The 21,660-nt window shown below is 46.4% G+C and carries 20 protein-coding genes; 15 read left to right on the plus strand and 5 right to left on the minus strand.

The annotated features are described in order from the left end of the window. Window positions 1–148: 148 nt before the first annotated feature. Window positions 149–751 (minus strand): TetR/AcrR family transcriptional regulator, encoded by a 603-nt coding sequence (locus tag EWH91_RS05875; protein WP_129929104.1) that lies wholly within the window; start codon window positions 749–751, stop codon window positions 149–151. A 41-nt stretch (window positions 752–792) separates the two neighbouring features. Continuing rightward, the gene (locus EWH91_RS05880) at window positions 793–2,040 is read right to left on the minus strand and encodes an MFS transporter (RefSeq protein ID WP_129929105.1); all 1,248 of its coding nucleotides are present in this window, start codon (window positions 2,038–2,040) and stop codon (window positions 793–795) included. 224 nt (window positions 2,041–2,264) lie between these two features. On the opposite strand from EWH91_RS05880, the gene EWH91_RS05885 reads away from it, so the two are divergent. Beyond that, window positions 2,265–2,885, plus strand: a complete 621-nt coding sequence (locus tag EWH91_RS05885) for a DUF47 domain-containing protein (protein ID WP_129929106.1) — start codon at window positions 2,265–2,267, stop codon at window positions 2,883–2,885. Between the two features lie 40 nt (window positions 2,886–2,925). Further along, window positions 2,926–3,933 carry an inorganic phosphate transporter gene (locus tag EWH91_RS05890; RefSeq protein WP_129929107.1) on the plus strand — a complete coding sequence of 336 codons (1,008 nt, stop codon included), beginning with the start codon at window positions 2,926–2,928 and terminating at the stop codon, window positions 3,931–3,933. A gap of 101 nt (window positions 3,934–4,034) precedes the next feature. Here the strand turns inward: EWH91_RS05890 and EWH91_RS05895 are convergent, their stop codons facing one another. Then, a complete protein-coding gene (locus tag EWH91_RS05895) occupies window positions 4,035–4,229 on the minus strand; it encodes an aspartyl-phosphate phosphatase Spo0E family protein (RefSeq protein WP_129929108.1) in 195 nt (64 codons plus the stop codon). 140 nt (window positions 4,230–4,369) lie between these two features. Between EWH91_RS05895 and EWH91_RS05900 the strand changes: the two genes are divergently transcribed. The 7 genes from EWH91_RS05900 to EWH91_RS05930 all read left to right on the plus strand — a co-directional run bounded on the left by EWH91_RS05900 (window position 4,370) and on the right by EWH91_RS05930 (window position 12,942). Beyond that, complete coding sequence (locus EWH91_RS05900) at window positions 4,370–5,239, plus strand: transcriptional regulator CcpC (RefSeq protein WP_129929109.1); 870 nt, start codon at window positions 4,370–4,372, stop codon at window positions 5,237–5,239. Between the two features lie 42 nt (window positions 5,240–5,281). Next, window positions 5,282–5,992, plus strand: coding sequence for a 2,3,4,5-tetrahydropyridine-2,6-dicarboxylate N-acetyltransferase (dapD, locus tag EWH91_RS05905; protein WP_129929110.1), 711 nt, complete (start codon window positions 5,282–5,284; stop codon window positions 5,990–5,992). Window positions 5,993–6,028: 36 nt separating this feature from the next. Then, window positions 6,029–7,144 carry an N-acetyldiaminopimelate deacetylase gene (locus tag EWH91_RS05910; protein WP_129929111.1) on the plus strand — a complete coding sequence of 372 codons (1,116 nt, stop codon included), beginning with the start codon at window positions 6,029–6,031 and terminating at the stop codon, window positions 7,142–7,144. A 390-nt stretch (window positions 7,145–7,534) separates the two neighbouring features. Further along, a complete protein-coding gene (locus EWH91_RS05915; protein WP_129929112.1) occupies window positions 7,535–8,083 on the plus strand; it encodes a peroxiredoxin in 549 nt (182 codons plus the stop codon). A 210-nt stretch (window positions 8,084–8,293) separates the two neighbouring features. Next, window positions 8,294–10,066 carry an ABC transporter ATP-binding protein gene (locus EWH91_RS05920; protein ID WP_129929113.1) on the plus strand — a complete coding sequence of 591 codons (1,773 nt, stop codon included), beginning with the start codon at window positions 8,294–8,296 and terminating at the stop codon, window positions 10,064–10,066. After that, window positions 10,063–11,877: an ABC transporter ATP-binding protein gene (locus EWH91_RS05925; protein ID WP_129929114.1), complete on the plus strand. Its 1,815-nt coding sequence runs from the start codon at window positions 10,063–10,065 to the stop codon at window positions 11,875–11,877. Before EWH91_RS05920 ends, EWH91_RS05925 begins: the two co-directional genes overlap by 4 nt. 42 nt (window positions 11,878–11,919) lie before the next feature. Beyond that, window positions 11,920–12,942, plus strand: a complete 1,023-nt coding sequence (locus EWH91_RS05930) for a cytochrome d ubiquinol oxidase subunit II (protein WP_129929115.1) — start codon at window positions 11,920–11,922, stop codon at window positions 12,940–12,942. A gap of 159 nt (window positions 12,943–13,101) precedes the next feature. On the opposite strand, the gene rnjA is transcribed toward EWH91_RS05930, so the two are convergent. Together rnjA and EWH91_RS05940 are read right to left on the minus strand one after the other, a co-directional pair. Then, entirely contained in the window at window positions 13,102–14,808 is a 1,707-nt protein-coding gene (rnjA, locus tag EWH91_RS05935; protein ID WP_129929116.1) for a ribonuclease J1, read from the minus strand. Between the two features lie 4 nt (window positions 14,809–14,812). Continuing rightward, window positions 14,813–15,022 (minus strand): DNA-dependent RNA polymerase subunit epsilon, encoded by a 210-nt coding sequence (locus EWH91_RS05940; protein ID WP_129929117.1) that lies wholly within the window; start codon window positions 15,020–15,022, stop codon window positions 14,813–14,815. 227 nt (window positions 15,023–15,249) lie between these two features. Between EWH91_RS05940 and EWH91_RS05945 the strand changes: the two genes are divergently transcribed. The 6 genes from EWH91_RS05945 (at window position 15,250) to EWH91_RS05970 (ending at window position 21,618) form a co-directional block, all read left to right on the plus strand. Then, window positions 15,250–16,038: a Cof-type HAD-IIB family hydrolase gene (locus EWH91_RS05945; protein ID WP_129929118.1), complete on the plus strand. Its 789-nt coding sequence runs from the start codon at window positions 15,250–15,252 to the stop codon at window positions 16,036–16,038. A 344-nt stretch (window positions 16,039–16,382) separates the two neighbouring features. Next, window positions 16,383–17,474 carry a pyruvate dehydrogenase (acetyl-transferring) E1 component subunit alpha gene (gene pdhA, locus EWH91_RS05950; protein WP_129929119.1) on the plus strand — a complete coding sequence of 364 codons (1,092 nt, stop codon included), beginning with the start codon at window positions 16,383–16,385 and terminating at the stop codon, window positions 17,472–17,474. Beyond that, entirely contained in the window at window positions 17,471–18,448 is a 978-nt protein-coding gene (locus EWH91_RS05955) for an alpha-ketoacid dehydrogenase subunit beta (RefSeq protein WP_129929120.1), read from the plus strand. The genes pdhA and EWH91_RS05955 overlap by 4 nt, the downstream gene beginning before the upstream one ends. A 54-nt stretch (window positions 18,449–18,502) precedes the next feature. Then, window positions 18,503–19,768 (plus strand): dihydrolipoamide acetyltransferase family protein, encoded by a 1,266-nt coding sequence (locus EWH91_RS05960; protein ID WP_129929121.1) that lies wholly within the window; start codon window positions 18,503–18,505, stop codon window positions 19,766–19,768. 2 nt (window positions 19,769–19,770) lie between these two features. Next, window positions 19,771–21,180: a dihydrolipoyl dehydrogenase gene (gene lpdA, locus EWH91_RS05965; protein WP_129929122.1), complete on the plus strand. Its 1,410-nt coding sequence runs from the start codon at window positions 19,771–19,773 to the stop codon at window positions 21,178–21,180. 249 nt (window positions 21,181–21,429) lie between these two features. Then, window positions 21,430–21,618, plus strand: a complete 189-nt coding sequence (locus tag EWH91_RS05970; RefSeq protein WP_129929123.1) for a hypothetical protein — start codon at window positions 21,430–21,432, stop codon at window positions 21,616–21,618. The last annotated feature ends 42 nt before the right edge of the window (window positions 21,619–21,660 follow it).

Genomic DNA, 21,660 nt, shown 5'->3' on the forward strand with positions numbered 1-21,660 from the left:
ATGATCACTATACCGGTTTTGTAAAAAGAAAATCAAAGATCGCTTAACTTCCTGATCATCATGAACAGTGACGGAGTCATGGGAATCATGACTCCGTCACTGTTGTCAGGGCAACTCAGGCTCTGGCCGGTGCCGGAGGTTTGGTTTTCTAATCCAGACCGAGAGCTTTCTCCAGATACATTTTCAGACTTCTGATCTGTTCGCTGACACCCACGGTATGCTTATTGAGCAGCGTCGCTTCAAGCACAATCCCATCGTTGACATTCATCACAAACCGGTTAATCGCGTCAATCGGCTGTACCGGTTTGAATTCACCCCGCTTGACTCCTTCTTCAAAGATACGGCGGAAGATCTTCTTCATGGTCAGGTAACGTTGCCTCAGATATTCTTTTCTTTGCCTGTTTCTCCATCCGGTGACAAAATATTCATAAATGACAATCGAAAAGGGTTGCGTGTTCTCTTCCTCAAGATTTTTAAAATATATCTGGAGAATATCCCACATTTTCTCATGACGTCTGATCAGGGAGTCAATATATTCTTTGAATTCAACGGAGTTTTGATCCAGCAAAGCCTGCATCATCGCTTCTGTGCTGGGAAAATACTGATAGACGCCGCCGCGGCTCATCCCGGATTCTTCAACGACATCCTGCATCGTAGTCGGCTCAAAGCCCTTACGGCAAAATACAGTTTTTGCAGCCTGGAGAATCTGCGCCTTTCTCCGGGCAACATGTTCTTCGGATACTTTAGGCAATCTGCTCACCTCGTTAACAGCTAGTCAAAGTATAGCATGTTTCATTCCGCTTTTGCAGAAATGGTGTATGCTCCGGTTCCCAGCTGATCGGCAGGCGGCATGTGGCGAAGTATTTTCTGGGAAAACCAGTAGATGGACAGAAACAGGAAAGACAGACCCAGACCGGTAAACGCGGGAGTCACGCCCCAAAGATACGCAATCTGTCCTCCTGCAAGCGACCCCAGCGGCATCGCGCAGGAACCGGCACTGATGATGATCGTATAAACCTGTGCGAGCTGGTCCCCGGGTACGGCTCTTTGAATGGCTGTGACAAAGAGAATGTTGGTCACACCGATTGCGGGGAAGCTCGCTGCGTACAGCGCCAGAGAAATGATCGTATTACCTGTAAAATAGGAAAAAAGCCAAACGATGCCGCTGATGAAAAAACTGCCGGCAGTCAGTTTCCCCAGCGGTATATTTTTCAATACTGGTGCCAGTGCGGCACCTGCAAGCATACCCAGTGTTTCAGCCGACTGATAAAAGCCAAACCACTGAGCACCTCCGCATCCTTCTGCATAGGCCGGAAGGACAGCGTTCAACATCCCGAAGAGCATGTTGCAAATCATTGTTGCAGGAATAAACCTGGAAATAAAGGATTGCCGGACACTTGTGAACCCACTGACAAGAGAGCGGGTATAATCACTTAGCATATCCTTCAGCGTCTTTTTATCGGAATCTTCATGCCGGATCACTCGAGGGTCCATGCGGATTAAAAAAAAGCATGCCGCGCTGCACACATTGAACAGAACCGAAAACAGATACAAGTGCAGTGGGTTAAAGAAGATCAGCATAGCTCCCACAAGCGCGGTAAAAACGATCTGCAGTGTCTGATAGGTGATATTCATCAGAGCGTTTGCGGATGAAAGTTTTTGAGATGCAACAAACCGGGGAATGAGCGTCATCTCTGCAGGATTGCTGAACAGGGACAGAATCGCTACGACCGGCGTAAAGACAATGAATGCCAGGACATGATGCCAGACGGTCGTATATAGCGAAAAAGCAGCGATGACGGTCATTATCTGACCGGCTTCCGTTGCGATCAGCAGTTTTTTCTTATCAAATTTTTCAATCAGAGGACCAGCCAGAAACTGAAGCATCATTGGCGTCAGAACCAGAAAGCCGGTGATTCCGGTATAGAACGTGTTTCCTGTTATATGATAGATCAACCAGATCAGTGAGACATTGAAAAAGCAATCTCCGACATTACTGAAAATCCGACCGCTCAGGAGTTTCCAAAAATTCAAAGTCATACGCCATCAGCTCCAGACCATTAAAATGACAACCATGTCGCTATTATAAGCGACATGGTTGTCGATTTCAATCTTTTTCTTGAAAATGGAAGATGCATGTATACGAAAGATAAAGAATAACAAAAAATATTGTAAATCCTCAGTGTTCTGCTAAAATGAAATTTGGGCGCTTTTTGGGAGGGACGCACAGAAGCCTGAGTGTCTTATGATCGGAGGTGGATTTAATGCATTTTTTGTCGAAAAATGATAAGTTTTTGAATATGTTGTCATTGATTTCGCTCAATCTTGAAGAAGCCGGGCGTTTTTTTTCGGAATCGAAAATCACGAGTAAAGAGGATCTGCATGTCTTTTCAAAGAAAATGAAGAGTTTCGAACGGAAAGGGGATTCATATGTTCATGAACTGATCATTTCTCTGAATAAAACCTTTGTGACTCCGCTTGCACGTGAAGATATTCTTGAACTTGCGATGAAGATGGATGATGTTCTCGATGGCTTTGAAGAGTGGTCCCTGCGGGTTGAGATTTATGGACTGACGCATGCCGACGAATTTATGGTGACTTTCGTCAATTATTTATATGAATCATCTAAGGAAATTGCCCAGGCCATTACGATGCTGAGCAATAAGAAGATTGCCAATATCCGGGAAAACGTGATCAAAATTAATGAATACGAGACTGAATGTGATGATCTGCTTGCCAAATGCATCACCAATTTATTTAAGATCGAGAAAGACGCAATCAAAATTATTAAATATAAAGAACTGTATGAGATGCTGGAGAGTGTAGCGGACAGCTGTGAGGATGTGGCTGATACACTTGAGTCCATTCTCATGAGAAATGCCTGAGTAATGGACAACAGCTCTGATTCGGAAAGGATTTTTTGAAATGGAAAGCCTGTTCGCGTTAATCCTGATGATTGTTTTTCTGGCGTTCGTGTTCGACTTTATTAATGGCTTTCATGATACAGCTAATACGATTGCAACCTCTGTATCAACACGTGCGCTCAGACCCCGGGCCGCAATTATTCTTGCGGGGACGATGAATTTTACCGGGGCGCTCACATTCACCGGGGTGGCTCAGACGATCAGCAAGGGAATTATTGATCCATTTACGATTCAGGATGAAACGATTGGACTCATCGTCGTGATGGCCGCGCTTATTTCAGCGGTTATCTGGAATCTTGCAACATGGATCCTCGGTATACCGAGCAGCTCTTCACATGCGATCATTGGATCGCTCGCCGGGGCCGGGGTGTCTGCGATGGGTTTTGGTGCATTGAATTATACAGGATTTATTGATATCTTTGAGGCCCTGATTTTTTCACCTATTGCAGCGATTACGCTGGGCTTTATCATTATGAAAGTCTTCACCTTTGTCTTCCGCAATTTTTCACTTGTAAAAACCAATCGTCGTTTTCGCCTCTTTCAGGTATTTACTGCGGCACTTCAGTCTTTTGCTCATGGTACAAACGATGCGCAGAAGACGATGGGAATTATCACCATGGCGCTTGTTTCTTCACATTATCTTGATAAAGTGGAAATCCCGCTGTGGGTGAGAGTGACCTCAGGCGTTGCGATGGCGATGGGGACGTCTGTTGGCGGGTGGCGTATTATCAAAACCGTTGGTACTAAAATAATGAAAATTGAACCGATTAATGGTGCGGCTGCAGATCTGTCCTCCGCCGCTATCATTTTTGGCTTTACCTCCATTCATTTTCCGGTCAGTACGACACATGTCATCACCTCATCCATCCTCGGTGTCGGGGCAGCTGAACGGGTTCGGGGAGTGAACTGGGGTGTTGCGATCAATATCATTATCACATGGGTGATTACCTTGCCTATGACGGCACTTCTTTCTTTCCTGATTTTCCGGTTCTTAATCTGGATTTTGTGAAGTAAGATACTGGGGGGCTTCCACTTGGGGGCAGGTAACATTGACAACGTTTTCACAAAATGAAAAAGAAAGAGGATTGACGTGACACCATCCCCGGTTTGTCAATTTGCCTGGAGTAATTCTTTCTGTGCTTTAATGATCAGTAAGTCAAGTTCCTGGCTGCACCGTATGGTTTCAGAAGCGTAAATACCATAAATTTTTGCAATATGAAAGAGTTGATTTCGTTTGTTCTCTATATTTTCCGGGTAGACTTGTCTCTGTGTCAGAGATTTGTTTGCTGCCGGGAAGTCAGACATGCGTCTCAGGTCCTCCTCATGTGAATAAAATATCAATAACTTGATTACATTATAGCATGGTGTACCCGTTACTACTATAAAAAATCTCTGATATGTCTCATAATAGAGTGCAATGATAAGAAAAGCTGGAGGGAGACGCATTGGCTCTGACAGATTTTGAACTCATTGTCGTACTTTCGACCGAAGGAAATATGAGGAAGGCAGCAGAGAAATTGTTTGTTTCACAGCCTGCGCTAAGTCAGAGACTGCAACATATTGAGCAGGACTGGGGAACGCCGATTTTTATTCGTTCAAAACGCGGTGTCAGTCTGACGGCAGAAGGAGAACTCATTGTCGCTTTTGCCCGTCATATGCTGGAGAAGAAGAATGAGATTAAGGCGCGCATCCAGGCCGGGGGATCCGAAGTCTACGGGACACTGAAACTCGCTGTGTCGTCGGTGAACGGACAGTACTGGCTCCCCGACATTCTGAAAGATTTTGTGGAACATTATCCCCGCGTGAAAATATCGCTTGTTACTGGATGGTCCAGTGAGATTCTTGAACGAATATACCAGCGTTCATGTCATGCGGCGATTGTCAGAGGCAATCCCGTCTGGAGAGGCGAGAAGCTGCATCTTTTTTCTGATCCGCTGAATCTAGTTGATACCAGAATCCGGACGCTGAGCCAATTGCAGGACGATGACCGGCCTTATATTCAATTCAAGAGTGATTCGTCTTATGCCCGGGTGATCACAGAGTGGTGGCACAGCAGAAATATGAAAAATCCGGCAAGAACTATTTTGGTTGATCAGATAGAAACCTGTAAACAAATGGCGACACACGGGATTGGTTATGCTGTATTACCCTCGATCAGTCTGACAGAAAACGACCCGGTTCACCGCATTCCGCTGATAGACAGACAGGGCGAGCCCCTCAGACGTGACAACTGGCTGCTGTATGACGAGGAAGCCATGCAGCTCAGGCAGGTTCGGGCGTTTGTTGAACTGGTCCGGCATAGACTTTTTCGATAAAGTTCGATAAGATAGCCTTGATTAATAAAGAGGAGGATGGGCATGGAACAGATGAACGCACATGAAATTATCTCATTTTTGCAGAACAGTAAGAAAAAAACACCCGTTAAAGTTTACATAAAAGGAGATCTCGGATCGATCGATTTCGGGGAAAATGTACACACATTTATCAGTGGCCCTGTGGGTACGGTCTTCGGAGACTGGCCGGAAATCAGCAGAACCTTAAGCGCCAATAAAGACAAAATCAGTGATTACATCGTTGAAAACAATTCACGTTATTCTGCTGTACCGCTTTTGGATCTGAAAGGCGTTGAAGCGCGTATTGAGCCCGGCGCATTAATCCGTGAAAAAGTTGAAATTGGTAAAAATGCGGTCATTATGATGGGGGCCGTAATTAATATCGGAGCTGTTGTCGGCGAAGAAACGATGATTGATATGAACGCGGTTCTGGGCGGGCGGGCAACCGTCGGGAACAATTGCCACATCGGAGCGGGAGCCGTTCTCGCCGGAGTCGTTGAACCCCCATCTGCACAGCCGGTTATTGTAGAAGACGGGGTACTGGTCGGGGCAAATGCCGTGATACTGGAAGGCGTTCGAATTGGCCGCGGATCAGTTGTTGCGGCCGGTGCTGTTGTCACAAAGGATGTACCGGCGAATACGGTTGTTGTCGGAGCCCCGGCAAAAGTCATTAAAAAAATTGACGATAAAACGCGATCCAAAACGGAAATCATGAAAGAACTGCGTCAGATATAACAACATGACTGCTGAAGCTGGAAGGGGATAAGGAGAATGGATTACATAGCCGTCAGAAGAGCATTGCACCAGATACCTGAAACCGGATTTGAGGAGAAGGAGACGCAGGCTTTTCTGCTGAAGCAGATACGGAAAATGGATCAGGGGAATCGTCTGAAAATCGAAACGTGGAAGACAGGCATTCTGGTCAAAGTACCGGGAACAGATCCCTTGCGAACGATTGGCTATCGTACAGATATTGATGCCCTGCCTGTCGAGGAGAAGACCGGCTATCCCTTTCAATCCCGCCATAAAGGTAAGATGCATGCCTGCGGCCATGATTTTCACATGACTGTCGCACTCGGGGCGCTGGAAGAAATCGCTGCTCACCCGGTAAAGGATGATGTCGTTTTTATTTTTCAGCCTGCAGAGGAAGGCCCGGGCGGAGCGATTCCCATGATGGCAAGTGACGCATTCCGTAAGTGGAAACCCGACTTCATTTTTTCGCTTCATGTTTCTCCTGAATTTCCGGCAGGTACGGTTGCGACCAAACGGGGGATTCTGTTTGCAAATACATCGGAACTGTTTATTGATTTTTACGGAAAAGGCGGACATGCCGCTTATCCTGATCTTGCATTCGACAGCATTGTTGCTGCCAGTCATTTTGTGGTCGGCCTGCAGACGATTGTTGCCAGACGTGTCAGTCCGCTTAATTCAGCTGTTGTGACGATCGGAAAGATGGACGGTGGAACCAAGCAGAATATTATTGCCGGGCATGCACGGGTCGAAGGGACGATCCGCACGCTTGATCAGAAGACGATGGCCCTGATAAAAGACGACATTGAGCGTCATACGAAAGCAGTTGAGATAGCGTATCACTGTACCAGCAGGATTGACTGGGGTGCCAATTATTATCAGGTCTTTAATCGGGCGGATGATGTGGATCCCTTTATTCATTTCTGCGATAAGAAGGGATTTCCATATATCATTTGTGGAGATGCCATGACTGGTGAGGACTTCGGTTACTTCCTGAAAGATATTCCGGGCTTTATGTTCTGGCTTGGCGTAGGGAAGACAGCAGGCCTTCATTCAGCAGACTTTATGCCTGATGAGGCAGCCCTTGCTCAGGGCGTGAAAGTAGTCAGTTCATATATAAGAGAAGGTCTCGGTTAAACGAAAAACCAGTCAGATATGTTGCCCCCTGTGCCGGAACGACCGGTGCAGAGGGCTTTTTCGCACGATAAGAACGTATAAATTTTTTTAGATCATCGTGTTTTACCCATGCTTGTCTGCGGGCATATTTTTAGAAATATGAAAAGGGTCATGCTATGATATGAAAAGGAAAAGCGGATATCACCGGTCGGCCGACGATCTATCTATTCGATAATGATGTAAATAAATGATAATATTTCTGCTGACAGGATCATCAATTTCTTTAAATTTCAATGCATGTCGTTTAATTAAATTAATTATAATTTAATATTGACTAAAAATAACAGAGACTTTATAATATAAAATAATCCCTCATATGGAGGAGTTACAATTTCAGGAGGTTTTTCAAATATGGTAGAACGTCTGGTTAGTGCCAAGGCACCGCTCTTCGAACTTGATGCTGTCAATGCCGATGGTTCATTCGGCAAAGCAAGTCTGGAGGAAAATATTAAAGCAGGCAAATGGACCATCTTCTTCTTTTATCCGATGGACTTTACGTTTGTATGTCCGACAGAAATCACGGCATTCAGTGACCGTAACGATGAATTTACGGCATTAAATGCGGATATCATCGGATGTTCCTGCGATACCATTTACACACATCAGGCGTGGATGAAGACTTCACGCAAGGAAGGCGGCATTGGTAAGATTAATTTCAGACTCGCCGCAGATCATACTCATGAAGTCGCCGAAAAATACGGCGTCCTGATTCCTGAAGAAGGCGTTGCCCTGCGCGGGCTGTTTATTATCAGTCCTGAAGGAGATCTTCGCTATTCTGTTGTTAATGATAACAATATTGGACGCGATGTGGATGAAACGCTTCGCGTGCTTCAGGCGCTCCAGTCCGGTGGTCTCTGCCCGGCCAACTGGCACCCCGGTGACGAAACGCTGCATGTCTGATCAGATCGTTAAAAATACTTATTCAAAGGCGGCTCCTTTTTTGGGAGTCGCTTTATATTTTGCGTGCGTGAGCATTCCTGCAATATGGTGTCATTTCTTCCTACATCAACGGAGCTTCATCACTTGCCATACACTCCATCCATGGTACAATGAGTGATACTGAGTATGAGCGTCCGATGTTCATGATCCTGCGGGGAGGTCTCGTGTCACATGATTATTTTTAAAAGACTGAAACAATTTTACTGGCCGGATAAAGCCTATTTATTCGGTGCTATTCTCTTTCTGATTCTTGCCAGCGGGATTACCATCGTTTATCCGATCGTGCTGCAGTTGACTATTGATCAGGCCATCATCCATAAACACGTGCAATTAATCCCCTATCTGTCCATTGGTTTTATTCTGATCATGACCGTTAAAGGGCTCGCCAGCTATCTGAGCCAGTACTGGGGCGATATGTTTGGTGTCAGCGCCGTTTACCGGCTGCGCCAGGCATTATACAAAAAACTGCAGTATCTGCCTTATCATTATTATGATAATGCGAAAACCGGTGATCTGATGTCGCGCCTGACTGCTGATGTTGAAGGATTCCGCTTTTTTCTTTCTGTCGGGCTGACACAATTATTCAATTTCGCTGTGCTTGTTGGTTTCAGTCTTGTGGTCATGTTTTATTATTCACTGGATCTTGCACTGATCACCCTGGCGATGATCCCTTTCCTGTGTATTGCTGTTTATCGTTTTGATAAACGGGTGCATCCTGCTTTCAGAAAAATAAGGTTGTCACTCGCCGGAATGAATACAAGAGTCCAGGAAAATATAAGCGGGATGAGTACGGTTAAGTCTCTGGCCCGGGAAAACTTTGAAATCGATCGATTCGCAGAAACCAATGATACGTATGAGAAACGTAACCTGGCGACCGCCGGGATATGGGCAAAATATTTCCCGCTCATGGAACTGATTGGCGATATCAGCGTTGTGATTCTGCTCGCTCTCGGCGGCTATTTTGTCATGAACGGACAATTGGCTCCGGGCGAACTGGTCGCTTTTTTCAGCCTGGTCTGGTATATTATGGATCCGCTGATGAATCTTGGCTTTATTATTAACACCTTTTCACAATCCAAAGCTTCAGGCGAACGTCTGCTGCAGGTTCTGGATGAAAAAGAGGATATTCAGTCACCTGAGCACGCGCTGGAACCGAAGCGGCTCGAGGGTCACGTTGTTTTTCGCAATGTCTCACTGGTGTATCCGAATGAGGAGAAACCGGCATTGAAACATCTCTCATTTGATGTCCGCCCGGGTGAAGTCATTGGACTGATGGGGTCAACCGGTGCCGGAAAGTCCAGTATCACCCAGCTTATTTCCAGGTTTTATGATGCCACGGACGGTGAGATTCTGATAGATGATCATTCGGTCAGAGCGTATGATTTAACCGCGCTGCGTAAAAATATCGGTTTTGTCCTGCAGGAAAATTTTCTGTTTTCCTCTACGATAAGGGATAATATCGCTTACGGCAGGCCGGATGCGACGATGGATGAAATAATCTCTGCAGCGAAAAGAGCGGAAGCGGACGAATTTATCCGTAAGATGTCTGATGGCTATGATACCGTGCTTGGCGAGCGCGGTATGGGACTTTCAGGTGGTCAGAAACAGCGCATCTCCATTGCCAGGGCACTGTTGATTAATCCGGCTATACTGATCCTTGATGATGCAACAAGTGCTGTTGATATGCAAACAGAAGGACGGATACAAAAGGCTTTCAGGCAGCTGATGAAAGGCCGGACCACCTTCATTATTGCTCACCGGATATCTTCACTGCAGATGGCCGATGAGATTCTTGTCCTGGAGAAGGGCAGGATTAAAGAAAGAGGGACCCATGAACAGCTGATCAGAATGGATGGTATTTATCGGCACGTGTATGATATTCAGTATAAAGACAGAGAACTGATCCAGTCAGGTATGGCGTCGGGAAGGGGAGAGAGCCTATGAGCCGGTCATCGGTTAAAGAACGTTTTTATTATCCGAAAGACAGGGAAATTGAAAAACCATTTAACTGGAAGCAGATGACCCGGCTGCTGGGTTTTCTTAAGCCTTATGTCACCACTCTGATCCCGAAAGCTGTAGTCGCGATGCTGATACTCACGGCTGTCCGGCTGATTGTTCCTGTCATTATTGGTGTCTATGCCTTTGACCGGGCAATTGCCCATGAGAATTACAGCCTGCTGTACCAGCTGGTCGGGATCACAGCAGGACTGTTTGTGTTATCCTTTCTGAGCAACCGGTATCGTATCAAAACAACCAATCTGCTTGGTCAACATGTCATTCACGATCTGCGTCAGACTCTTTTTAATCATATCCAGTTTCTGTCACATCGTTTCTTTGATACAAGATCTGCCGGTTCCATTCTGGTTCGGGTAATTAATGACGTCAATTCCATGCAGGATCTGTTTACAAATGGTGTCATCAATACATTAATGGATCTGGTGACACTGACAGGTATTTTTGTGATTCTCTTTATTTTGAGCCCGCCGCTTGCCATCGCTGTACTGCTGGTCATCCCCATTATGTTTTTCATTTCGACCCGATTAAGGCGCAACATACGGCGCTCATGGCAACAGGTACGTATGAAGATGTCAAAGCTAAATTCCCATCTGAATGAAAGTATCCAGGGCATTCGCGTGACCCAGGCGTTTACTCAGGAAAAGAATAACAGGGTCTATTTTACCGGTGTGAATACAGAAAATTATCTGGCCTGGAAGGAAGCCTCCCGGAAAAACGCCATGTTCCGTCCCTTTGTTGACATTTCAAATGCGATCGGGTCGGCTATATTGATCTGGTTCGGAGCCGTACTTATCCATCAGGGATCCATTGCCATCGGCACATTTGTCTCTTTTGCCTTTTACCTTGGGATGTTCTGGGGGCCCATATCACGTCTGGGGCAGGTATATAATCAGCTGCTCGTTGCAATGGCTTCATCTGAACGCATTTTTGAGTTCATGGATGAAAAACCGAACGTGCCGAATAAGGAACATGCGATCAGCATGAAGTCTATTAGAGGTACAATAGACTTGAAGCGTGTTGTCTTCAGTTATGATGATGACTCAAGAAAAGCACTAAAGGGGATTAATCTCCATGTTCCGGCTGGTGAAACCCTTGCGCTTGTCGGCCATACCGGTTCAGGGAAAACGACGATCGCAAATCTGATCAGCAGATTTTATGACGCCACGGAAGGAAGAGTCATGTTTGATGGCATTGACGTGCGTGATATCGACCTCCGTGAATTACGTGCAGGCGTCGGGACGGTGATCCAGGAAACTTATATTTTCTCAGGAACGATTATGGATAACATCAAGTTTGGCAAACCGGAAGCTTCAGATGAAGAAGCCATACGGGCCGCTGAGGCCATTGGGGCTAATGAATTCATTGAAGCGTTGCCAGAGGGGTATCACACGGAAGTGGAGGAACGGGGTAATATCCTTTCTGTTGGTGAACGTCAGCTTCTTTCTTTTGCCAGAACGCTCCTGTCTGATCCAAAAATACTGATTCTGGATGAAGCCACAGCAAGTATAGATACAGAGACTGAGATAGTGATACAGGAGGCTCTGAAAAAGCTGTTAAAGGGCAGAACTTCGATCATTATTGCCCATCGTTTATCCACGATTCGCGATGCAGATCAGATTGTGGTTCTTAATGAAGGCGAAATCGTTGAAAAAGGATCACATGAAGAACTGATGAAAAAGAAGGGACGATATTTTGACCTTGTCCTCAGCCAGTATAATACCCTGGATACAGCGCTCTGATCTCTTGCGGCGCGTGAGTGGTTTAGAAGGGAGGTATATGAGTTGTCTGAACCACTGATCTTTTCGATTCTTTTTATCCTGATCTACATTTATATGATTCTGGCTTCGGTTGATTTTGGTGCAGGTTTTTATACTTTTTATGTCACGGTAATCAAAAAGAGTCATTCGCTGTTTCGGCCGTTACGTACCTATCTGTCACCGGTCTCGGAAGTGATCAATGTCTGTTTTGTCCTTTTTTTTGCTGTGATGTCCGGCCTCTCAACGGATCTTACATTCAGATACCAGACACCTCTGGCTTTCTCAGGGATCCTTGCGGTGATCTTTATTCTGATTAAAGGGACATTTTTTACATTTGCCGAGTTTTTTTCTGAGGACTCTCTGCGTGGTAAAATCTGTCTTTCAGGTAACGGTCTGGCCGGTATTCTGGTACCGGCAGCACTCAGCATAACGATGGTGGTCAGTGAAGGCGGCTTTCCCGGACAGGAGCGCGGACTGATGACTTTTATAACAGAATTATTCACAAACTTTTATTTCTGGACCGTTATCATCATTGCAATGATCAGTGTCCTGTATATCAGTGCCGTCTATTTTTCGGGCTATGGACGAAAAATTCACAATGAGGAACTGAGTGAAAATATGCGGTATCTCTCGCTTATGCTGTCCATACCTGTTCTTCTTGCCAGCGGGTTGGTTTTCCTTGGACTGGAGATGCAAAATCCCGATCATTTTAGCCGCGCACTGGATTTTTCGTGGTTATTTTTACTGTCCCTCCTGAGTTTTCTGGTTGCGGTGACTCTGATTTTTATTAAGCAAAAGTATAGTCTGGCTTTCATTCTGGTGATGCTTCAGTACTTTTTTGCACTGACCGGTTACGGATTATCACATCTTCCCTATATCATTTATCCGGATATCCGGATATCTGATGCTACAGTATCCATTGCCGGACAATTCTGGTTTTATGGTCTGCTTTTGATCTTGTCACTGCTTGCAGCCGGATTGATTTTACATATGAAACGCGTCATGATCAGTCGAAATCAGAATTATAAAAGGGATCACGATTTGTGAAGACAGGCCCGGGCTGATCAAGTCGCCGGCGCGCGTTTCTTAAAAAAATCTGTGACTTCAGACTTCCGGCACCGGCTGAGCTGGTGCCGATCCATTTAGTAAAAAAAAAACAGACCCGGGATGCCATGCATTTTGCGGGCCTGCTTTTTTTAGATTGATTTATTTACTGCTTTCGACTTTCCTTGCTGCTTTTCCATTGACCTCCATAATGATCGGCAGAATCATCGGTTTACGCCTTGTCTTCTGATAAAGGAAGGGGCCAAGCGTTTCAGTAATTTCATGTTTAAGATCCGACAACTGTAACGTTTCCTGCCGGATCATACTCTGAAGCTTGTTCGTCAGAAGCTCCTGAGCTTCACTGATCAGATCCCCCGACTCCCGCATATAAACAAATCCGCGAGAAATCAGATCGGGTCCGGCCATGATTTTGCGTTGAGACCTGTCAATGCTGACGACAACAATGACCAGCCCTTCCTCAGACAGAATCCGTCTGTCGCGGAGCACCACATTCCCGATATCCCCGACTCCGCTTCCATCAATATAAACGGAACCTGAAGGTATTTTACCGGTCACTGCCGCATGATCCTGGTCGAGTGCAAGCACATCACCAATCGACATGATAAAAGAATGATCATAAGGGATTCCGCAGGCATGAGCCGTTTCTACGTGCCTTTTCAGCATGCGATATTCACCATGGATGGGCATAAAGAATTTAGGCTTGAGCAGACGCAGCATCAATTTTTCTTCTTCCTGGCCGCCGTGACCCGAAGTATGGATATTACTCAGTTTTCCATGAATCACGTCCGCTCCTGCCCGGTACAGCTGGTTAATCGTCCGGTTAATGCTGACTTTATTACCTGGAATCGGCGAAGAAGAAAAGATGACGGTATCACCGGGCTGAATCTGAATCTGACGATGGGTGCCATTGGCAATACGCGACAGGGCAGCCATTGGTTCCCCCTGACTCCCCGTGCATAAAATGGTGACCTGATTATCCGGCAGATGATTAATGACCTGGTGATCGACAAAGGTGCCTTTGGGCGCATCAATATACCCGAGTTCTTCACCAATGTCCAGTGAAGCTTCCATGCTTCGCCCGAAGACCGCTATTTTCCTTCCGGTGGCAACAGCGGCATCAACCACCTGCTGAAGCCTGTGAATGTTTGAAGCAAAGGTAGCAAAGATAATTCTTCCATTCACCTTCAGGAAAATATCACGGATATTTTCCCCGACTCTCTTTTCCGTCATCGTGAATCCCGGAATTTCAGCATTCGTACTGTCCGACATCAGACACAGAACGCCTTCTTTGCCAATTTCAGCCATTTTGGTCAGGTTAGCGATCTGTCCGCCGACCGGAGTGAAATCAAATTTGTAGTCTCCGGTTTCGACGATATTACCCTGAGGTGTTTTGACAACGATACCGTACGAATCCGGAATACTGTGTGTGGTACGAAAGAAACTCACTGATGTTTTCTGAAATTTAATGACATCATCTTCTGTAATTTCATGAATCACCGTCCGGCGGAGCAGATTATGTTCCTCAAGTTTATTCCGGATCAGGCCGGCGGCAAGTTTACCGGCATAAATCGGAACATTTAATGCTTTAAGAAAGTAAGGGACACCGCCGATATGGTCTTCATGACCATGAGTAATGAACAGGCCCTTCACTTTATCGGCATTTTTGACGAGATAGCTGTAATCAGGTATGACATAATCAATACCAAGTAAGTCATCTTCGGGGAATTTAATGCCCGCATCAATGACGATGATTTCATCCTGAAACTGGATGGCATACGTGTTTTTTCCTATTTCATCCAGACCGCCGAGTGAGAATACTGCAGTTTGATGGTTTTTTACGAATTTCATGTGATTATATCTTCTCCAGTTTATATTCATCCGACTTTTGTTCGTACTCAAGGTACTTCCCGGTCAGCGGCTGGATAAATTCAATATTATACGGCCGTTTCGCCAGCTTCTTTCTTGCATCCCGGATGTCTTCTGCTTCAAGATAAAGCGTCTCGGTGTTTTCCCTTATCGGTACTTCATTAAGCGATTTCTGATAGAGAACTTTAAATATCATAAATTATACTCCCCTCAAAAAAGTTTCTAAATTCCATTATATATGAAATGCCGGCTTTTTTCATTTTTTGAGCCGCTTTCCCTGCCGGGGATGTGCTCTCACAGATGCCGATTGTATCTTTTACGTGAAAAACGAGGCGGATAGGCCATGAATTAAATAAAAACTGTTATACTGTACCCTGTAATGATTTTTTCCAGGACAAACATCTTTGAGAGGAGGACCTCACTGTGTCCAACATAAAAATCGTCTTTTTCGATATTGACAGTACACTTTATGACCGGCAAAAGAAGGTTCCGGCTTCTGCTGCGGCCGCCATCGAAACCTTACAGCGCAGGGGGATCAAGACCGTCATTGCCACAGGCCGCGCGCCATTCATGTTTGGGAATCTGAGATCCGAGCTGGATATCCATTCTTACGTGAGTTTAAACGGATCGTATGTCGTCTTTAATGACCGGCCGTTATATAAAAATCCGCTCACAAAAAAGATACTGGATCAGCTTGAGGCAGAGTCTTCAGAGCGCGATCATCGGCTGATTTTCGTAAATGAAAAAACGATGAAAATTGACGGCAAACTGAGTCCCGTCGTTAAAGAAGGCTTTTCCAGCCTGAAGCTGAATCTGCCCTTTCCGGAACAGGATCCCGATTTTTACAAACATGCTGATGTTTATCAGGCTCTTCTCTTTTATAATGAACGGGATAATACAGATTATCTGAAAAGGGCACCATTAAATACATTCAGATACGTCCGCTGGCACAGAGAAGCTGTCGATGTGATTCCACGCAGCGGATCCAAGGCATCCGGAATAAAGACGATGCTTGAGAAACTGGGTATCGCTCCTGATGAAGCCTGTGCATTTGGCGACGGGCACAATGATGTGGAAATGCTGTCCTTTGTCGGCACAGGCGTCGCCATGGGGAATGCAGTGGACGAAGCAAAAGAAGCCGCCAGTTTTATCACAGAACGTGCTGAACAGGACGGGATCGCAACAGGTCTGAAACATCTGGATCTGATCTGAAAGCGTGCATGTGCTAAAAAGGCACATGCCGGAAAATCGTCGAATACATATAAAAACGAAAAAATGAAAACGATTACAACATAATGACGCTTAAGTTTGACTTAACAGAATACGGTATTATACACTTAAATCAGGCAGGAACTGCGCAAGGATCAATGATGGTCTGAGCGTAAGATCGGCTGAACATGGACGGCCATAAAGAGAGGGTTCATGTTTGTCCTGAAGGCAAGGTGTATCTCAAAAAAAGAGGGATACTCTGTCAGGACTTGTAAGCGCTTATGTGACATTGGTTACATTTTGTTTTTCATCTTGAAAAACACATTCTGAAGGAAGAGGTGACTGTTTTGCATGCAAGGAATTTAGAACAACGTGCAGAGAATTTCCCAACGCTGCAGATACTTGATGAACAAGGCCACCTGATCAATGAAGCAGCGATGCCCGACATAAGTGACGCAGAAATGAAAGAATTGATGCGCCGCATGGTTTATACACGAGTCTGGGATCAGCGTGCGCTCTCTTTAAACAGACAGGGAAGACTCGGCTTCTATGCGCCGGTTGCCGGTCAGGAAGCTTCGATGCTGGCCAGTGAGTTTGCGATGGCAAAAGAAGACTGGCTGCTGCCCTCTTACCGCGACATTCCGCAGATGGTCTGGCACGGCCTGCCGCTTTACAAGGCCTTTCTCTATTCCCGCGGTCATTATCAGGGCGGACAAATCCCGGCTGATGTCCATACTCTGACACCACAGATCATTATTGCTGCTCAATGTACACAAACGACAGGGATTGCCCTGGGTTTGAAAAAGAGAGGCAGAAAGAATGTGGCCTTCAGTTACTTTGGAGACGGTGCCACTTCCCAGGGAGACTTTTATGAAGGCCTTAATTTTGCAGGCGTATACCGCGTGCCGGCTGTGTTTATCTGCCAGAACAACCGGTTCGCCATCTCTGTACCGGTAGAAAAGCAGACAGCCGCTTCAACACTGGCACAGAAAGCCGTTGCGGCGGGCATAAAGGGAATACAGACAGATGGGATGGATCCGCTTGCCGTCTATGCTGCTGTAAAAGAGGCGCGTGAACGTGCGGTTTCCGGTCTGGGTCCGACATTGATCGAAAATCTGACTTACAGGTACGGCCCGCATACGATGGCGGGCGACGATCCGACTCGCTACAGGACAAAGGAAATGACCACGGAATGGGAAAAGAAGGATCCGCTTGTCCGATTCCGCCATTTTCTTGAAAAACTGGGCCTATGGTCAGGGGAGGACGAAGAGCGGACCATGGCCGAGGCAAAAGAGGATGTGGCTGCTGCACTGAAAAAAGCAGATCAGGCTCCTGCTCAGAAAGTCACTGATTTGCTGAAGTTAATGTTTGAGACGCCAACCCAAAATATAGAAGAGCAATTGAGGGAATATGGCGGGAGGGAGCGGAACCTGAAATGACACAGATGACGATGATCCAGGCGATTACAGATGCGATGCGCACCGAAATGAAAAGAGACGACAATATCCTTTTATTCGGTGAAGATGTGGCAAAAAACGGGGGTGTATTTCGGGCGACTGAAGGGCTTTTTGATGAGTTTGGTGAAGACCGCGTTTTTGATACACCGCTTGCCGAATCAGGCATAGGGGGTCTGGCACTTGGTCTTTCCATTCAGGATTACCGCCCTGTAATGGAAATCCAGTTCTTCGGTTTTGTTTTCGAGGCGATGGACAGCGTGGTTTCTCAGCTCGCCCGGTTACGTTATCGATCCGGAGGGACGCTTCACGCACCGGTGACCATTCGCTCTCCCTTTGGAGGAGGCGTAAAAACGCCGGAACTGCATGCAGATAATCTCGAGGGCCTTTTTTATGAATGTCCCGGATTGAAAGTGGTGATCCCGTCAAATCCGTATGATGCGAAAGGACTGCTGATTTCTGCCATAAGGGATAATGATCCTGTTCTCTTTCTTGAACATATGAAACTTTACCGCTCCTTCCGGGAAGAGGTCCCGGAAGAAGCGTACAGTATCGAACTGGGTAAAGCGCGTATTGCAAAAGAGGGTAACGACATCTCAATTATCACCTATGGCGCGATGGTGCGGGCGTCCCTGAAGGCAGCCGGGGAGCTGAAAAAAGAGAACATCGATGCTGAAGTCATCGATCTGAGGACGATCAGCCCCCTTGATGTTGAAACCCTTACTTCATCGATCCGAAAGACCGGGTACGCTGTTGTTGTTCAGGAAGCGCAGAAACAGGCCGGTATCGCATCACATGTTATTGCGGAAATTAATGACCGGTCTCTTTTATATCTGGAAGCACCGGTCGGACGGGTTACGGCTCCTGATACCGTATTTCCCTTCGCAGGAGCAGAGGATGTCTGGTTACCCAATGAAAGGGATATTATTGACAAGGTTAAAGCGACGCTCAGTTTTTAATTTTGATAAATAGAGAAACAGGTTTTCACTATGTATGAAGGAGGATGGGCGCCATTGGCTTATCAGTTCAAATTGCCGGATATCGGAGAAGGTATACATGAGGGTGAAATTTTAAAATGGTTTGTCAAACCCGGTGACCAGGTGAAAGAGGATGACACGCTTGCAGAAGTTCAGAATGATAAAGCAGTAGTCGAAATCCCTTCTCCCGTAGACGGGAAGGTGCTTCAGCTGAATGCCGAAGAAGGGCAGACGGTCGAAGTCGGAACGGTGGTTATTACATTGGAGTCCGATGCCGGGGAGCCGGACCAGGGACTCAAGGAAGAGCCGTCAAACGCTGAACCACCGGTTGCTCAGGAGGCTGATGCTTCGCCTGAACCGGTGTCGCATGATCCAGTGAAAGACCAAAGCTTAAAGGATACGCAGGTTATCGCCATGCCCTCTGTGCGAAAATACGCCAGGGATCAGGGCGTTAACATAAATACCGTTTCCGGAACAGGGAAAAGAGGCCGGATTCTTCGGGAAGATATTGATACGTTTCTTTCCGGCTCTTCTTCATCAGCAAAGGAAGAGCAGCCGGTACTGCCTGAACAGACTGCAGGTAAAGAAGATCAACAGGCATTTCCGGAAACACGGGAGAAATTTATCGGGATCCGCAGGGCAATCGCCCGGGCCACGGCTCGTTCCGTTCAGACGGCACCACACGTAACTCTGATGGACGATGTCGAGGTAACCGGACTTGTTGCCCACCGGAAACAGTTCAAACAGGAGGCAGCCGATCAGGGTGTTAAGCTCACTTATCTCCCTTACGTAATTAAAGCCCTGGTTGCTGCGCTGAAGGCATTTCCTGTCATCAATGCATCCCTTGATGAACAAAAGGAAGAAATCATTTATAAACACTACTACAATATTGGCATCGCAACGGATACGGAGGCAGGTCTGGTTGTCCCGGTTGTGAAACACGCGGAATCGAAATCGATGTATGAACTGGCTTCTGAAATCAGCGAACTGGCTGAAAAAGCCCGTTCAGGTCAGTTGACAGGTACTGAGATGAAGGGCGGGACATGCACCATTACCAATATCGGTTCAGAAGGGGGACAGTGGTTCACACCGGTGATCAATCAACCGGAATCTGCCATTCTCGGGATAGGCCGTATAGCCGAGAAAGCGATTATCCGCGATGGGGAAATAGTTGCTGCACCTATGCTTGCTCTGTCTATGAGTTTCGATCACCGTCTGATAGACGGCGCCACAGCTCAGAGGGCAATGAATAAAATAAAAAGGCTGTTATCAGATCCACAGCGCCTTATCTTGGAGGGGTAAAGATGGTTGTTGGGGAATTTACCACAGAAGTTGATACGGTAGTCATTGGAGCAGGTCCCGGAGGTTACGTTGCAGCGATACGGGCAGCACAGCTCGGTCAGAAAGTCATTGTCATTGAAAAAGAACATGTCGGCGGGGTCTGCCTGAACGTAGGCTGTATTCCGTCCAAAGCATTGATTTCGGCCAGTCACCGGTATGAGCAGGCCACGCATTCAGAAGCGTACGGCATCAAAGCTGAAAATGTAACGCTTGACTTTCTGAAGGTTCAGGAGTGGAAAAACCAGGTGGTCAGCCGGCTGACAGGAGGCGTGAAAAGTTTATTTAAAGCCCATGATATTGAACTCGTTGAAGGTGAAGCTCTGTTTGTTGAACCCCATGTCATCCGGGTGAATCATGGCTATGAGTCTTCACGATATAAGTTCAATAACTGCATCATAGCAACAGGTTCAAGCCCAATTGAAATTCCGGGTTTTAAATGGAGTGATCGTGTCATTTCTTCGACAGGCGCTCTGTCCCTGAAGGAAGTGCCAAAGAAGCTGATTGTCATTGGCGGAGGTTATATCGGGATTGAGCTGAGTTCTGCGCTTGCCGGCTTTGGAACAGAGGTCGTTGTACTCGAAGGGACCCCGTCGATTCTTCCTGCTTTTGAAAAGCGGCTGATCGCTCCTGTTAAGAAAAAATTAAAAGCAAAAGGGGTCACCATTTACACAGAAGCCCTGGCAAAAAGTGTGGAAGAGTCATCTGCCGGGGTCAAGGTAACAGCAGAAGTAAAAGGACAACCACAGACTTTTGAAGCAGATTACGTGATGGTAACGGTTGGACGTCGGCCGAATACGAAGGAATTGGGACTCGATCTTGCCGGCGTGGAAACGACGGATCGGGGCTTAATTAAAGTGGATAAACAAGGGAAAACATCAGTAGATCATATTTACGCGATCGGTGATATCGTTCCCGGCATGGCTCTTGCTCATAAGGCGTCTTATGAAGGCAAGGTGGCTGCTGAGGCCATCAGCGGGGAGCCTTCTGAAGTCGATTACCGTGCGATGCCGGCTGTTGTCTTCTCAGATCCGGAAATTGCAACAGTCGGACTGTCGGAAGAGGAAGCAAAGAAAGAAGGCTATGAAGTAAAGACCGGACAGTTCCCGTTTGCGGCAAACGGCAGAGCTCTGTCTCTCGGCGAAACGGACGGATTTATCAAAATTGTATCCCGTGAATCGGACGGGCTGGTACTGGGTGCACAGATTGTCGGCGTCAATGCCAGTGATATGATTGCTGAGTTTGGTCTTGCTATTGAATCCGGAATGACCGCCGAAGACATCGCGCTGACCATTCATGCTCACCCGACACTGGGTGAAATGGCTATGGAAGCAGCAGATGTTGTCCTGGGCAAACCGATTCACATTGCCAGATAAATGAAGTCCTGTCGGGCGGAAGGTCTTTTACCCTCCGCCTTTTTTTCGTGAACGGGTCATAAAACATCTGTGATACTCCCGCACCCTGATAAATTAGGTTCAATACAAGAAAAAAATAACACGTACGAAAGGCAATAAGCGGGTTCAGCCGGCATAAGCTAAAGAAACAATAAAAATCGTTCAGTTTATCATTCCTGTCCCTTTTAACATACTTTTACCAATATCATCTGAAGGGATGTGGCGGCTGCCATGAAACAATTGAATCAAACCCTGAACAGAAAGGACGCTGAAAAACGAATCCCTGTCCTCCGTGCCGAAATTGATTCAGAACTGGGCCTTTTGCATCAGGCATTGCTTGATAAAGATGTAAAGAAGATTGAAGAATGCAAGGGTAAACTTGAAGAATTAAGACGGGAAATGCTTCTGCTTGAGATATAATGACATGTGAACCGGATATAAACCGATTCATCGCCTTCGAGG

Origin of the sequence: Sporolactobacillus sp. THM19-2, from assembly GCF_004153195.1 — a bacterium.
Taxonomy (GTDB): domain Bacteria; phylum Bacillota; class Bacilli; order Bacillales; family Sporolactobacillaceae; genus Sporolactobacillus.

What these genes read in the sequence shown, in the direction of transcription:
- EWH91_RS05925 (WP_129929114.1), top strand. Translation starts at nt 10,063, where the DNA reads ATGAGCCGGTCATCGGTTAAAGAACGTTTTTATTATCCGAAAGACAGG.
- lpdA (WP_129929122.1), top strand. Translation starts at nt 19,771, where the DNA reads ATGGTTGTTGGGGAATTTACCACAGAAGTTGATACGGTAGTCATTGGA.
- dapD (WP_129929110.1), top strand. Translation starts at nt 5,282, where the DNA reads ATGGAACAGATGAACGCACATGAAATTATCTCATTTTTGCAGAACAGT.
- rnjA (WP_129929116.1), bottom strand. Translation starts at nt 14,808, where the DNA reads ATGAAATTCGTAAAAAACCATCAAACTGCAGTATTCTCACTCGGCGGT.
- EWH91_RS05970 (WP_129929123.1), top strand. Translation starts at nt 21,430, where the DNA reads ATGAAACAATTGAATCAAACCCTGAACAGAAAGGACGCTGAAAAACGA.
- EWH91_RS05895 (WP_129929108.1), bottom strand. Translation starts at nt 4,229, where the DNA reads ATGTCTGACTTCCCGGCAGCAAACAAATCTCTGACACAGAGACAAGTC.
- EWH91_RS05940 (WP_129929117.1), bottom strand. Translation starts at nt 15,022, where the DNA reads ATGATATTTAAAGTTCTCTATCAGAAATCGCTTAATGAAGTACCGATA.
- EWH91_RS05955 (WP_129929120.1), top strand. Translation starts at nt 17,471, where the DNA reads ATGACACAGATGACGATGATCCAGGCGATTACAGATGCGATGCGCACC.
- EWH91_RS05885 (WP_129929106.1), top strand. Translation starts at nt 2,265, where the DNA reads ATGCATTTTTTGTCGAAAAATGATAAGTTTTTGAATATGTTGTCATTG.
- EWH91_RS05910 (WP_129929111.1), top strand. Translation starts at nt 6,029, where the DNA reads ATGGATTACATAGCCGTCAGAAGAGCATTGCACCAGATACCTGAAACC.
- EWH91_RS05880 (WP_129929105.1), bottom strand. Translation starts at nt 2,040, where the DNA reads ATGACTTTGAATTTTTGGAAACTCCTGAGCGGTCGGATTTTCAGTAAT.
- EWH91_RS05920 (WP_129929113.1), top strand. Translation starts at nt 8,294, where the DNA reads ATGATTATTTTTAAAAGACTGAAACAATTTTACTGGCCGGATAAAGCC.
- EWH91_RS05915 (WP_129929112.1), top strand. Translation starts at nt 7,535, where the DNA reads ATGGTAGAACGTCTGGTTAGTGCCAAGGCACCGCTCTTCGAACTTGAT.
- EWH91_RS05890 (WP_129929107.1), top strand. Translation starts at nt 2,926, where the DNA reads ATGGAAAGCCTGTTCGCGTTAATCCTGATGATTGTTTTTCTGGCGTTC.